This window comes from Streptomyces sp. (assembly GCF_035563135.1).
In the GTDB taxonomy this organism is placed as follows: domain Bacteria; phylum Actinomycetota; class Actinomycetes; order Streptomycetales; family Streptomycetaceae; genus Streptomyces.
The window spans coordinates 1-12,822 of record NZ_DATMVN010000024.1; the positions used below are offsets into that span (position 1 = coordinate 1).

Here is a 12,822-nt window from a genome sequence, read left to right on the forward strand (position 1 = left end):
AGCCGGAGTCCGCGTCCGAGTCCACCGGCTCCGTCCCCCAGTTCGGCGAGAGCGGTCTGCCCAAGCGCCGCCGCGGCCGCACCCTGGCCGCCGCCGAAGCCCGTACCGGCAATGCCGCCCCCGGCGGAGCCGATTCCCCCCGGCCCCGTACCACCGACCCGAAGGTCCAGGCTGCCCGCTTCAGCACCTTCAGCCAGGCGGTACGAGCCAATTCCCCGCACCCGGAAGGCAACACCCGATGAGCGCGACCACCGACGAGAAGCTCAACTGGCTGCTGGAGGGGCTGCTCGACCGCACGCCCGGCGCCCGGCACGCCCTCGTCCTGTCCCGGGACGGCCTGAAGCTGTGCCGCACCCCCGAACTCTCCGTCGACCAGGCCGACCAGCTGGCCGCGATCGCCGCCGGCATCCAGAGCCTGTCGCACGGCGCGTCCATCGAGTTCGGTGACGGCACCGGCGGCGTACGGTCCGCGATGACCGAGTTCTACGGCGGGGTGCTGTTCATCGTCGAGGCGGGTGCGGGCGCCCATCTCGCGGTCGTCGCCGCGGAGGACTCCGACGTCGGCCTCGTCGGCCACAACATGAGCGAACTCGTCGAGCAGCTCGGCGAACACCTCGTCGCCCCGCCGCGTGACCCCGCCGGTGAGACGGCCCCGGTCGCGGAATCCGCGGACGTATGACGTCCGTCCCGCGCCCCCGCCCCGGACGCGACGACGACCCGGACCGGCTGTACACCCTCACGGGTGGCCGCAGCCGGTCCGACTCGGCCGCGTTCGACCTGGTGACACTCGTCGTCGCCGAGTGCGACCCGAGCCCCGGGATGCAGTCGGAGCACGTCGCGATCCTGCGGATGTGCGACAGCCCCACCGCGGTCGTGGAGATCTCGGCCACCCTGAAACTGCCGGTCAGCATCGTCCGCATCATGCTGTGCGACCTGCTCGACACCGGCCGGATCAGCGCTCGCCACCCCCGTACTGCCCGTGTCGAGGACCGGCTCCCCGACACCGACACCCTGGAACAGGTACTCGTTGGACTCCGCAACCTCTGACCGTGCCGCCCTGCAGGCGACGGCCGACAACGGACTGAAGATCGTCGTCGTCGGCGGCTTCGGGGTCGGCAAGACCACCATGGTCCGATCCGTGAGCGAGATCCGCCCGCTCAACACGGAGGAGACCATGACCCGCGCGGGCGAAGCCGTCGACGACCTCGACGGCGTGCACTCCAAGACGTCCACCACGGTCGCCTTCGACTTCGGCCGCATCACGCTCGACGCGCGTTCGGTCCTCTACCTCTTCGGCGCGCCCGGACAGGAACGCTTCTGGTTCCTGTGGGACCGCCTCTTCTCCGGCACCCTGGGCGCCGTCGTCCTCGTCGACACCCGGCGGCTCGCCGACTCCTGGTACGCGATCGACCGGCTGGAGCACCACGGCACGCCGTTCATCGTCGCGTGCAACGACTTCGGCGGACCGCTCCACACCGAGCAGCAGATCCGCGAGGCCCTCGACCTCTCCCCCGACGTCCCGCTCGTGGAGTGCGACGCCCGGGACCGTTCCTCCAGCAAGTACGTCCTGATCACGCTGGTCGAGCACCTCCACGCACTGTCCGTCGCCCGTGCGAAGGCTTCCGGCCCCGCCCTGGCCACCGGCCCCGCCCCGGCAGCGGCCATGACCCCGGAGCCCACACCGTGAGCCAGTGCCCCGTGCCCCACGGCGCCGTGTCCCTGTCCGCACCCAGGACCGGGACCGACCTCGTGCAGCTGCACCGCGACATGCGCCGTGACCACGGTGCGGTGGCCCCCGCCGTACTCGACGGCGACATACCCGCCTGGCTGATCCTCGGCTACCGCGAGCTGCACCAGGTCGCCAACGACCCGGTGCTCTTCAGCCGGGACTCCGACCTGTGGAACCAGTGGGACAACATCCCGGAGGGCTGGCCGCTGCTGCCGATGATCGGCCGCAAGCAGCCGTCGGTCCTCTACACGGTCGGTGAGCGGCACACCGTCCGCGCGGAGATGATCAGCAACGCCCTGGAGTCCGTCGACCCGTTCGCGCTCAAGGGGTACGCGGAGGAGTTCGCCGACGACCTCATCGACCGCTTCTGCTCCGTCGGGCGCACCGACATCATCGCCGAGTACGCGATGCTGCTCCCGGCACGCGTCCTCGCGAAGATCTACGGCTTCAGCGACGAGGTCGGGGCGCCCCTGGTGGGTGCGCTCAACGACATGATCGACGGCCGGGAGCGGGCCCTGGCCGGCCAGCAGCACCTGGGCTCGGCCATGGCCCGGCTCCTCGCCGACAAGCACGCCGAACCCGGCGAGGACGTCGCGACCCGGATGCTCCAGGACCCGGGCGGCTTCACCGACGAGGAGGTCGCCCAGGACCTCATGGTGATGATGGCCGCGGGCCACCAGCCGACCGCCGACTGGATGGGCAACTCGCTGCGGCTGATGCTCACCGACGACCGCTTCGCCGCGTCGCTGTCCGGTGGCCGGCACAGCGTCGGCGAGGCCATGAACGAGGTGCTCTGGGAGGACACCCCCACCCAGAACGTGGCCGGCCGCTGGGCGTCCCGCGACACCCACCTCGGCGGCCGTCACATCCGCGCCGGCGACATGCTGCTCCTCGGTATCGCCGCCGCCAACAGCGACCCGCAGGTACGCACCGACGGCTCCGCGCTGACCGGCGGCAACAACGCGTTCCTCTCCTTCGGCCACGGTGAGCACCGCTGCCCCTTCCCCGCCCAGGAGACCGCGGAGGTCATCGCCCGTACGGGGATCGAGGTGCTCCTGGACCGCCTCCCGGACGTGGACCTCGCCGTCCCCGCGGACCAGCTGACCCGGCGTCCCTCTCCGTGGCTGAGCGGGCTGACGGACCTGCCGGTGCGCTTCACACCCACCCCTGCACACGGAGGCCAGAAATGACCCGGATCGCCCTCGATCCCCTCGTAGCCGACCTCGACGGCGAGAGCGCCGCGCTGCGTGCCGCCGGGCCGCTGGCCGAGGTGGAGCTGCCGGGCGGGGTGCACTGCTACGCGGTGACGCATCACGCCGAGGCCCGGCAGCTGCTCACCGACAGCCGCGTGGTCAAGGACATCGGTGTCTGGAACGCCTGGCAGCGCGGCGAGATCCCGCAGGACTGGCCGCTGATCGGTCTCGTCAACCCGGGCCGCTCCATGCTGACGGTGGACGGCGCCGAGCACCGCAGGCTGCGCGGCATGGTCGCGCAGGCACTGACGGTGAAGCGGGTGGAGCGGCTGAGGGCCGGCATCGAGGCGCTGACGAACGCCTCCCTGGACCGGCTCGCGGCGCTGCCCAAGGGCGAACCGGTCGATCTGAAGGCGGAGTTCGCCTATCCGCTGCCGATGAACGTCATCAGCGAACTGATGGGTGTGGACGCGGCCGACCACCCCCGGCTCAAGGAGCTGTTCGAGAAGTTCTTCTCGACACAGACACCGCCCCAGGAGGTCCCGCAGATGATGGCGGACCTCGGCGCCCTCTTCACGAAGATCGTCGACGACAAGCGGGCGAACCCGGGCGACGACCTCACCAGCGCCCTGATCGCGGCCTCCGAGGACGGCGACCACCTCACGAACGAGGAGATCGTCAACACGCTCCAGCTGATCATCGCGGCCGGTCACGAGACGACGATCAGCCTCGTCGTCAATGTCGTCGAGGCGCTCCAGACCCACCCCGAGCAGCGTGAGCGCGTGCTGAGCGGGGAGGTGCCGTGGGAGAACGTGATCGAGGAGACCCTGCGCTGGAACACCCCCACCTCGCACGTCCTGATCCGCTTCGCCACCGAGGACATCGAGGTCGGTGACAAGGTCCTGCCCAAGGGCGAGGCCCTGATCGTCTCCTTCGGTGCGCTGGGCCGCGACGAGAAGCAGTACGGGCCCACCGCCGGTGAGTTCGACATCACCCGCTCCCCCAACCGCCATATCGCTTTCGGCCATGGTCCGCACGTCTGCCCCGGCGCCGCGCTGTCCCGCCTGGAGGCGGGGATCGCACTGCCCGCGCTGTACGAGCGCTTCCCCGGCCTGGACCTCGCGGTCCCGGCCTCCGACCTGCGCAACAAGCCGATCGTGACCCAGAACGACCTCCATGAGCTCCCGGTCGATCTGGGCTGATTGCACACCTTCCTCCGCCGCCCCTCGTGCACCTTTTCTCCCACCGCACGGGTCGTCCACGATCCGGAGCGGGTGTCTCATCCGACGGACACGGTCCTCGACCGCTTCCGGGAGGGACTACGCTCCGGACCGTGGCTGACATCCAGATTCCCGCTGACCTCAAGCCCGCCGACGGACGTTTCGGCGCCGGGCCCTCCAAGGTGCGGACGGAGGCGGTCGACGCACTGGCCGCGACCGGCACCTCCCTTCTCGGTACCTCCCACCGCCAGGCGCCGGTCAAGAACCTCGTCGGCGAGGTGCGTGACGGCGTGCGCAGCCTCTTCTCCCTCCCCGAGGGATACGAGGTCGTCCTGGGCAACGGCGGTTCCACCGCCTTCTGGGACGTCGCGACGCACGGTCTGATCGAGTCGAAGTCCCAGCACCTGAATTTCGGCGAGTTCTCGTCCAAGTTCGCGAAGGCCGCCAAGCTCGCCCCGTGGCTGGCCGACCCGACCGTCATCGCCTCGGACCCGGGCACCCACCCGGACCCGCGGGCCGAGGCGGGCGTCGACGTCTACGCCTTCACCCACAACGAGACCTCGACGGGTGTCTCCGCCCCCGTCAAGCGGGTCGCGGGTGCTGACGAGGGCTCACTCGTCCTGGTCGACGCCACCTCCGGCGCGGGCGGCCTGCCGGTCGACATCACCGAGACCGACGTCTACTACTTCGCCCCGCAGAAGTCCTTCGCCTCCGACGGCGGCCTGTGGATCGGTGTGTTCTCCCCGGCCGCCCTGGACCGTGCCGCGCGCGTCCACGCCTCGGGCCGGCACATCCCGGAGTTCTTCTCGCTGCCCACGGCGATCGACAACTCCCTGAAGAACCAGACGTACAACACCCCGGCGCTGGCCACCCTCTTCCTGCTGAACGAGCAGCTGAAGTGGATGAACACCCAGGGCGGCCTGGACTTCACGACCGGCCGCACGGCCGCGTCCTCGCAGGCCCTGTACGGCTGGGCCGAGGAGTCCAAGTACGCCACCCCGTTCGTCACCGACCCCGCGAAGCGCTCGCAGGTCATCGGCACGATCGACTTCGAGGACGGCATCGACGCGGCGGCCGTCGCCAAGGTGCTCCGCGCCAACGGCATCGTCGACACGGAGCCGTACCGCAAGCTGGGCCGCAACCAGCTGCGCGTGGCGATGTTCCCGGCGATCGACCCGGCGGACGTCCAGGCGCTCACCGCGTGCATCGACCACGTGATCGACAAGCTCTGACGGTCACCGTCCGGAACGGCCCCGCGCACCTCGGTGTGCGGGGCCGTTCCTGCTTCACCCGGCCGGGGGACGAATCGCCTGCGGGACGAAGTGGGGCGTCCCGCCCTACGATGATGTCCTCGACACCAGCCATTTCCAGGAGGGCCCGCGATGTCTGCAGCAGCAGTCGAGCACCCCTGTGACGATGAGCCGGAACCGATGCTCGTCACGGCGAACCGCCTGACGGGGCAGCTTCCGGGTTATCGCGTCGAGATCATCGGAGGCGTCATCACCGTGGCCCCGCCCCCGGACGGCCCGCACGCCAATGCACTGACCGCACTCATGATCCCGTTCCTTGCCGCAGGGCTCCACGGCGACGGGACCAGGGTCCTCCAGGCCATCGGCCTCTGGCTGCCAGGCGGGCCCGAGGACTACGCGATCCCCGACCTGTCCGTGGTGGACGCCGACTTCGACGAGCACCTGATCGAGAACAACTGCTACGACCCTGCGTGCTTCCGTCTCGTGCTGGAGGTGACCTCCGGCAACTACAGGAACGACCTGCGCAACAAGGTCGCCGCGTACGCCGAGGCCAAGATCCCGGTGTACGTGATCCTGGACCGCCGCCACGGCCGCCTCCATGTCCTGACGGAACCCACCGGCTGCTCGTACGACAACCACGAGGTCTACGCCCCCGGCCAGTCGGCCGTGCTTCCCGCGTCGATCGGTGCCGAGCTGACCCTCGACGTGGCCGAGCTGGTCGAGGCGGGCCGCCGCTGAGGCCGTCGGGACGCGTGCAGGATCCACCGCACCTCGCCGTCCTCCCACGCGTCGGTCACGGACAACCCCGCCGCCGCCGCCACGGCGGCGGAAGCCGCGTGGTCCGGATGGATGTGGGCGACGACGGTGCGGGCGGAGCCCCCGTCCAGCAGGTGCCGGACCAGACCCGCGGCCCCCTCCTTCGCGAACCCCCTGCCCTGCCACCGGGCTCCGACCACCCAGGCCACCTCCGCCCGCGCCCCGCGCACGGTGGCCTGGACGTAGCCGGCGAGGCGCCCCTCGGCACGGACCCGGAGCACCCAGTTCCACCAGACCTCGGCGGGGTCGGGCGAGCCCGCGCCCTGGCGCTCGTAGCGGGCGCGCAGGGCCCCGGCGTCCTCCGGCGCGCCCCCGGTCCAGGCGTACAGGACGGGGTCGGAGAGGACCACGGCCATCTCGTCCGCGTGCGCGACGTCGAGCGGGAGCGCGTCGAGGCGGGAGGTGGAGAAGGGCTCAGGGGCCCCGTCGGCCTGCATGGGCGGAGCCTACGCCGGTGGTCAGCGGCTGAGCCGCTGGAATCTGCGTACCGCGAGCGGCAGGAACACCAGGGTGATCACCGACGGCCACACCAGCGCCATCAGCAGCGCGTGCTCCTCGACCCAGGTGCCTCCGCCCGCCGCCGGATTTCCGAACAGCTGCCGCGCGGCGGTGACTGTGGAGGAGACCGGGTTCCAGGCGGCGAGCGTACCCAGCCAGCCCGGCATCAGTGAGGGGGCCACCAGTGCGCTGGAGATCATGGTGATGGGGAAGGCGATCGCGTACAGCCCGCCCGCCGATTCCGCGTTCGGGACGACCAGCCCCAGCCAGACCCCCACCCAGATCAGACTGAACCGGAGCAGCAGGAGCAGGCCGAACGCCCCCACGGCCTCCAGTGGGCCGCCGTCCGCCCGCCAGCCGATCGCGAGTGCCGTGGCCGCCAGGATCGCCAGTTCGGCGCAGGCCACCACGAGGTCCGCGGCCCCGCGGCCGGCGGTGACGGCGGACGGGGCCATCGGCATCGACCGGAAGCGGTCGATGACCCCCTTGCCCGCGTCGGTGACCACGGCCGTCGCCGTGTTCATGAAGCCCATCGTCATCGTCGTGGCGAACATGCCGGGCATCAGGAACTCCCGGTAGTCGCCACCTCCGGGTACCTTCATCGCGCTGCCGAACACATACCCGTACAGCAGCACGGAGATGATCGGGAAGCCAAGCTGCCAGACGATCGCGAGGGGCTGCCGCTGGTAGTGGGTGAGGCTGCGGCGGGTGACGTTCCAGCAGTCGACGAGTGCCCAGTACGCGCGGCTGTGCTCGCGGCCGGAGAGGGCGTGCAGTTCGAGCGCGGTCATGCTGCGGCCTCCGTCGCGGTGGAGGTTTCCGCCCCGTGCCCTGTCAAACGCAGGAACACGTCGTCCAGGCTCGGCCTGCGCAGTCCGATGTCCTCCACCGCGATCCCTTCGTCCTGGAGGGCACGCGCGACCTCGGTCAGTGCGGCCACCCGGTCGGTGACCTGGGCGTGCACGCGACGGTCCGGTGTGTCCGTCACCACCGGCCCGCCGCCCGCCACCCGGCCCACGGCCTTCGCCACCGCCGGGAGGCCGGCAGGCTCGGTGGCGATCACCTCGATCCGGTCCCCGCCGACCCGGTCCTTGAGCCCGTCCGGAGTGTCGTCCGCGATGACCCGGCCCCGGTCGACGACGGTGATGTGTGAGGCGAGCTTGTCCGCCTCGTCGAGGTACTGCGTGGTCAGCAGCACCGTCGTGCCGCCGGACACCAGCGCCCGTACGGCGTCCCAGACCTCACCGCGACTGCGGGGGTCAAGCCCGGTCGTCGGCTCGTCCAGGAACAGCACGGTGGGCGCGAGGATCATCGAGGCGGCCAGGTCGAGCCTGCGCCGCATCCCTCCGCTGTACTCCTTGACGCCCTCGCCCGCCGCGTCCACCAGGCCGAACTGCTCCAGCAGTTCGTCGGCCCGCCGCCGCGCCCCGCCGCCCAGATGGAAGAGGCGGCCGAACATCTCCAGGTTCTGCCGGCCCGTGAGCACCTCGTCCACGGCGGCGTACTGCCCGGCGAGCCCGATCCGGCTCCGGACGCGCTGCGGCTCGCGCGCCACGTCCAGGCCGGCGACCTCGGCCCGGCCCCCGTCGAACCGCAGCAGGGTGGCGAGCACCCGCACGGCGGTGGTCTTCCCGGCGGCGTTCGGCCCGAGCAGCCCGTGCACGGTCCCGGGGCGGACGGCCAGATCGAACCCGTCGAGCGCCCGTTTCTCCGCACTCCCCTTCTTCGCCCCGTACCGCTTCACAACCTTCTCGGCCAGCACGGCATATCCGGATGCGGACATGGCACTCCCTACTCCTCGGGACTCCCCTGCAACTGAGTACACCGTACCCGAATGCGAGTACACCGTACCCAGTTTTACGGCGGAGGCTTACCCTGAGGCCATGACGAAGAGCGAACCGGCAGGCGGCACCACCACAGGGAGCGGCGACATCGCCCGGAGCCTGGATCTCCTCTGGGGCACCGGGGAACGCCCCAGCCGAGGCCCCAAACCGGGCCTGACGCTCGACCGGATCGTCGCCACGGCCGTCGGGGTCGCCGACGCGGAGGGGCTCGACGCCCTCTCGATGCGCCGGCTCGCCACCGAACTCGGCACCGGCACGATGACGCTCTACCGCTACGTCCCCGGCAAGGCCGAACTGCTCGACCTGATGCTCGACCGCGTCCAGGGCGAACCCCTCACGACGGACGCCTCGGAGGTGCCCGAGGACTGGCGGTCGGCCGTCGAGGGCATGGCCCACACCTACCGGGCCACCCTCCGCGCCCACCCCTGGCTCCTCAAGATCAACCAAGCGCGCACGGTCCTCGGTCCGAGCGCACTGCGCGGGCTCGAACTGGCACTGACCGGGCTGCGGGGGACGGGGCTCGCCGGGCCCGAGCTGATCGGCGTGATCATCACCGTGAACAGCTTCGTCGAGGGTCTCGCCCGCACCGAGAACCATGCCGTGGAAGCGGTCCGGGAGACGGGCCTGAGCGACGCGGCCTTCTGGGAGGGGCAACACCCTTATCTGGAGCGGGCCATGCTGAGCGGCGACTACCCGCACATGGCCTCCCTGCCGGAGAACGCCTTTGCATCCGGCTTCGACCACTTCGCGTTCGGCCTCGGCCGCATCATCGACGGCCTCGACGCCCTGGTCCGGCAGCGCGCGGAGCAATGACGGGACAAGAGACCGAAAAGCCCGGATCATCCCTTCCTCATGCACCATGGAACACATGGAGACGATCCGTGAGCTGGAGCCTTTCGTGAAGCAGTACACCGTCCTGCTCAGCAGCCGCAGGCCGGACGGATCAGCTGCCCGCACCCCCGTCAGCATCGCCGTCGAGGGCGACCACGCCTACATCCGTACGTTCGCCTCGGCCTGGAAGGTCGACCGGATGCGTAACCACCCGGTGGTGGAGATCACCCCGTGCACCGTGCGGGGCGCACCGACAGGGCCGCCCGTGAAGGTCTGGGCGCGGCTCCTGCAACAGGGCTCCGAGGAGAACACCCACGCGGCCCGGACGCTCTCCCGGAAGTACCCGGCCCTCCAGGGCGTGGCCGTCCCGCTCACCCACCGGCTGAAGCGCGACCGCACGCTCCACTACGAACTGCGGCCGGTCACCGACGACGTCTGAGCGGGCAGGCAGGCCGCAGAGCGGCCCGGACATCGCGCCCTAACCGCGTTTGCGCCGGACCGCGATCAGGGCCAGCACGATGACGGCGACCGCCACCGCGCCTCCCGTCGCCGTGCCCTTCGTCGCGTCACCGTCCTCCCCGCCGTCCCCGGCCGGCCCGCCGCCGCTCCCGCCGTCCGGGGAGAGCGCCTTGTCGTCGCCCCCGCCGTCGCCGTGGCCCGGCACCTCCACGCGCACCACTTCGCTGTGCTCCCCCTCGGAGCCGAACATCATCGCCGAGCCGTCCGCCGTGTACGTCACCGACTCGGACTGCCCCTGGAGCGGCACGCTCACCGCGCGGTCGGCACCGAGCCGGCCTTTTCCGAAGGCGTACGCACGGGCGCTGAAGTACGAGCGCAGGACCAGCTCCTCACCGTCCGGGGAGAACGCCCCGTCCGTCACCCACGGCACCTCGCCCACCCGCCGGAAGACGTTGGCCCCGCCGGCCGTCAGCTTCTGCGGGCCCTCGTAGAGGCCGCCGCCGCCCTCGTTCTTCGAGGCGATGTACACCCGTCCCGTCGTGGGGTGGACCATCATCGCCTCGGCGTCACGGGCCCCGTCCGCGTACGTCACGTCGAACTGCGTCGCCCGCACGGTGGCGTCCGCGAGCCGCTTCGGCTCGGGGAAGCGGTAGATCCAGACGTGGTCCCAGGAGCCGTCGAGGTTGTCGCCGATGTCACCGACGTACAGGTTCCCGTCGGGCCCGAGCGAGATCGCCTCCACGTCGCGGGGCTCCCCCACGCCCTCCATGGTGACCGTCGCCACGGTCCTCCCGGTCCGGGAGTCGACGGCGTAGACGTACGGCCCGTCCTCGCTGTCGTTGTGCGTCCAGTAGACCCCCGGGTGGTTCCGGCTGGCGGCGAGTCCGCTGGACTCGGTGATCCGGGAGCTCTCGATCGTGAAGGTCCGGTCCGCTCCGTCCCCCTCGTCCGCGACGGCGGGCGCCGCCCCCGTGAGCAGCAGGAGGGCGGCAGCGGCGGAGACGGTCAGCAGCGATCTCATGGCACAAGTGTCCACCGTCACGTCGCAGGCCGGAGCGGAGATCAGCCATGATGTCGCCATGCGTTTTCTCTTCGTCGGCGACTCCATGACCATCGGGCGTTCCGGCGACTTCACCTGGCGCTACCGCATGTGGCAGCACCTGGAAGCGACCCTCGGCGAGGACGGCTACACGATCACGGGCCCGCGGACCGAGCTGTACGACACCGAGGCGAACGCCCCGCTCTCCCACGCGTACGGCGACGCGGCCTTCCCCGCGCCCGCGCGCCGGCACCTGGCCGGCTGGGGCGAGGGCTGGCTCCACATGGCCCCGGTCATCGCGGACACAGTCGCGGCGACCCGCGCCGACGTCCTGCTGGTCTCGCTCGGCCTGATAGATCTCGGCTTCTACACGGACAGCACGCAGACGGCCGCGAACGTACGGGCGTTCATCACCGCCGCCCGCACCGCCAACCCCCGGATCAAGCTGGTGCTGCTCCCCGTCATACCCAACATCCGGGCGGAGTCCGACGTTCCGTTCGCCGCCGAGTGCGACCGCTTCAACACCCTGCTCGCGAAAGCGGTCGCCGACCTGGACAACCCCTCGTCCCCGGTCCTGCTGGCCTCGCACCCCACGGGCTACGACATCCACACGGACACCTACGACGGCACCCATCCCGGCCCCACCGGGGAACACAAGCTGGCCGGGGCCTTCGCCGACGCGATGCACCAGGCCTGGGGCGTGGGCGGCCCGTACGCGGGAGCGGGCGCCCTGGTGACTGCCTGATCCCCCGGAGCGCCGAGCTCGCAGCGAGTACGGCGGCCAGGGCGGCGTGCCGGCGGCCAGGTCCTGGAACCGGATCGAGGAGCCCCGCGTTCCCGTACGTGCGGGGCCCCACGGTGGGACGCCCGGAGGGGAGCGCGGGCGGGTGGCGGAGAAGCGGGCCGGGCAGGCGAGGGGCTGGAGCTGGAAGCGGGGCCGTGCGGCCGCCCTGCTCTGCCTCCTGGTGGCCGCCCTGCTCGTCCGGCCCGGTCTGGTCCCCAACACCCCCGGCCGCATGGGCAGTCTGCTGGAGACCTTCCTCCCCTGGCTCGGTCTGGCCGTGCCCGTGCTGCTGCTCCCGGCGCTGTTGCGCCGCTCCTTCCTGGCGTCGGCCGCCCTGCTGCTGCCCGTGGCCGCCTGGTTCACCTCCTTCGGAGGTCTGCTGTCCACCGGCGGCCAGGCACCGGACGGCGCCTTCACGGTGGTCCAGCACAACGTCAGCGACGTGAACCCCGATCCGGCGGCCACCGCACGGGCGTTGGCCGCGACGGACGCCGACCTCATCGCCCTGGAGGAGCTGACCGCCCCGGCGCTCCCCGCCTTCGAAGCCGCCATGGCGGCGGACCACCCGTACCACGCGACGAGGGGCACGGTCGGCCTCTGGTCGAAACACCCCCTCACCGGCATACGGCTGGTCGACATCAGGCCGGAGGGTGCCGGGGAGGGCTGGAACCGGGGCCTGCGGGCGACGGCCCGTACACCGCAGGGCGAGATCGCCGTGTACGTCGCCCATCTGCCCTCGGTGCGGATCGCCCCGGCGACCGGGCTCGCCTCGGGCCGGCGGGACGAGAGCGCCGCTCTCCTGGGCGAGGCCATCGCCGCGGAGCCCCTGGACCGGGTGATCCTTCTCGGGGACCTCAACGGCACGGTGGACGACCGCGGCCTGGAACCGGTCAGCTCGCTGATGGACCCGCCGGGGCCGGGCTTCGCGTTCAGCTGGCCCGCGAAGCTCCCGGTGGCCAGGATCGACCAGGTCCTCACCCGGTCGGCGACGGTCACCCGCGTCCGGGCGCTCCCCGCCACCGGCAGCGACCACCTTCCCGTAGCGGCGGACCTCAGCCTCTGACGGCGTCCCGGCACGCCGGCGTCCCGGGGGGCCCGCTCGACCCCTCCCGGCGCGCCGGGGCCCGCTCACCCCATCCCGGCCCGCCCGGGGCCCCGC

At 71.5% G+C, this 12,822-nt stretch carries 15 protein-coding genes and 1 pseudogene; 12 read left to right on the forward strand and 4 right to left on the reverse strand.

All coding sequences use genetic code 11. From position 1 onward, the window contains the following. From VN520_RS01345 to VN520_RS01380, 8 genes and pseudogenes are all read left to right on the forward strand, one after another. Positions 1-242, forward strand: a pseudogene (locus tag VN520_RS01345) (ATP-binding protein); the annotation flags it as partial. Continuing rightward, positions 239-679, forward strand: a complete 441-nt coding sequence (locus VN520_RS01350) for a roadblock/LC7 domain-containing protein (RefSeq protein WP_325744957.1) — start codon at positions 239-241, stop codon at positions 677-679. The pseudogene VN520_RS01345 and the gene VN520_RS01350, both read left to right, overlap by 4 nt. After that, positions 676-1,047 (forward strand): DUF742 domain-containing protein, encoded by a 372-nt coding sequence (locus VN520_RS01355; protein ID WP_325744958.1) that lies wholly within the window; start codon positions 676-678, stop codon positions 1,045-1,047. The genes VN520_RS01350 and VN520_RS01355 overlap by 4 nt, the downstream gene beginning before the upstream one ends. Beyond that, positions 1,028-1,687, forward strand: coding sequence for a GTP-binding protein (locus VN520_RS01360; protein ID WP_325744959.1), 660 nt, complete (start codon positions 1,028-1,030; stop codon positions 1,685-1,687). Before VN520_RS01355 ends, VN520_RS01360 begins: the two co-directional genes overlap by 20 nt. Beyond that, positions 1,684-2,919, forward strand: a complete 1,236-nt coding sequence (locus tag VN520_RS01365; protein ID WP_325744960.1) for a cytochrome P450 — start codon at positions 1,684-1,686, stop codon at positions 2,917-2,919. Before VN520_RS01360 ends, VN520_RS01365 begins: the two co-directional genes overlap by 4 nt. Further along, on the forward strand, positions 2,916-4,124 hold the full coding sequence (locus VN520_RS01370; RefSeq protein ID WP_325744961.1) for a cytochrome P450: 1,209 nt from the start codon (positions 2,916-2,918) through the stop codon (positions 4,122-4,124). Before VN520_RS01365 ends, VN520_RS01370 begins: the two co-directional genes overlap by 4 nt. 131 nt (positions 4,125-4,255) lie before the next feature. Then, positions 4,256-5,374 (forward strand): phosphoserine transaminase, encoded by a 1,119-nt coding sequence (serC, locus tag VN520_RS01375; protein WP_325744962.1) that lies wholly within the window; start codon positions 4,256-4,258, stop codon positions 5,372-5,374. A gap of 150 nt (positions 5,375-5,524) precedes the next feature. Next, a complete protein-coding gene (locus tag VN520_RS01380) occupies positions 5,525-6,130 on the forward strand; it encodes a Uma2 family endonuclease (RefSeq protein ID WP_325744963.1) in 606 nt (201 codons plus the stop codon). Here the strand turns inward: VN520_RS01380 and VN520_RS01385 are convergent. From VN520_RS01385 to VN520_RS01395, 3 genes are read right to left on the reverse strand one after another with little or no spacing between them, the layout of a single operon-like run. Beyond that, positions 6,037-6,645, reverse strand: a complete 609-nt coding sequence (locus tag VN520_RS01385; RefSeq protein WP_325744964.1) for a GNAT family N-acetyltransferase — start codon at positions 6,643-6,645, stop codon at positions 6,037-6,039. The two genes, VN520_RS01380 and VN520_RS01385, sit on opposite strands and share 94 nt — an antisense overlap. Before the next feature lie 21 nt (positions 6,646-6,666). Further along, positions 6,667-7,497, reverse strand: coding sequence for an ABC transporter permease (locus VN520_RS01390; RefSeq protein WP_325744965.1), 831 nt, complete (start codon positions 7,495-7,497; stop codon positions 6,667-6,669). Further along, positions 7,494-8,489 carry an ATP-binding cassette domain-containing protein gene (locus VN520_RS01395; RefSeq protein ID WP_325744966.1) on the reverse strand — a complete coding sequence of 332 codons (996 nt, stop codon included), beginning with the start codon at positions 8,487-8,489 and terminating at the stop codon, positions 7,494-7,496. Before VN520_RS01395 ends, VN520_RS01390 begins: the two co-directional genes overlap by 4 nt. 100 nt (positions 8,490-8,589) lie before the next feature. Here VN520_RS01395 and VN520_RS01400 point away from each other — a divergent pair, with 100 nt between their 5' ends. Next, positions 8,590-9,363 (forward strand): TetR/AcrR family transcriptional regulator, encoded by a 774-nt coding sequence (locus VN520_RS01400; protein WP_325744967.1) that lies wholly within the window; start codon positions 8,590-8,592, stop codon positions 9,361-9,363. 55 nt (positions 9,364-9,418) lie between these two features. Next, the gene (locus tag VN520_RS01405) at positions 9,419-9,820 is read left to right on the forward strand and encodes a PPOX class F420-dependent oxidoreductase (protein ID WP_325744968.1); all 402 of its coding nucleotides are present in this window, start codon (positions 9,419-9,421) and stop codon (positions 9,818-9,820) included. A 39-nt stretch (positions 9,821-9,859) separates the two neighbouring features. Here the strand turns inward: VN520_RS01405 and VN520_RS01410 are convergent, their stop codons facing one another. Beyond that, on the reverse strand, positions 9,860-10,861 hold the full coding sequence (locus VN520_RS01410) for a WD40 repeat domain-containing protein (protein ID WP_325744969.1): 1,002 nt from the start codon (positions 10,859-10,861) through the stop codon (positions 9,860-9,862). Between VN520_RS01410 and VN520_RS01415 the strand changes: the two genes are divergently transcribed. Then, positions 10,860-11,624 (forward strand): GDSL-type esterase/lipase family protein, encoded by a 765-nt coding sequence (locus VN520_RS01415; protein ID WP_325744970.1) that lies wholly within the window; start codon positions 10,860-10,862, stop codon positions 11,622-11,624. The genes VN520_RS01410 and VN520_RS01415 overlap by 2 nt on opposite strands. A 142-nt stretch (positions 11,625-11,766) precedes the next feature. Continuing rightward, positions 11,767-12,726, forward strand: a complete 960-nt coding sequence (locus tag VN520_RS01420) for an endonuclease/exonuclease/phosphatase family protein (RefSeq protein ID WP_325744971.1) — start codon at positions 11,767-11,769, stop codon at positions 12,724-12,726. The last annotated feature ends 96 nt before the right edge of the window (positions 12,727-12,822 follow it).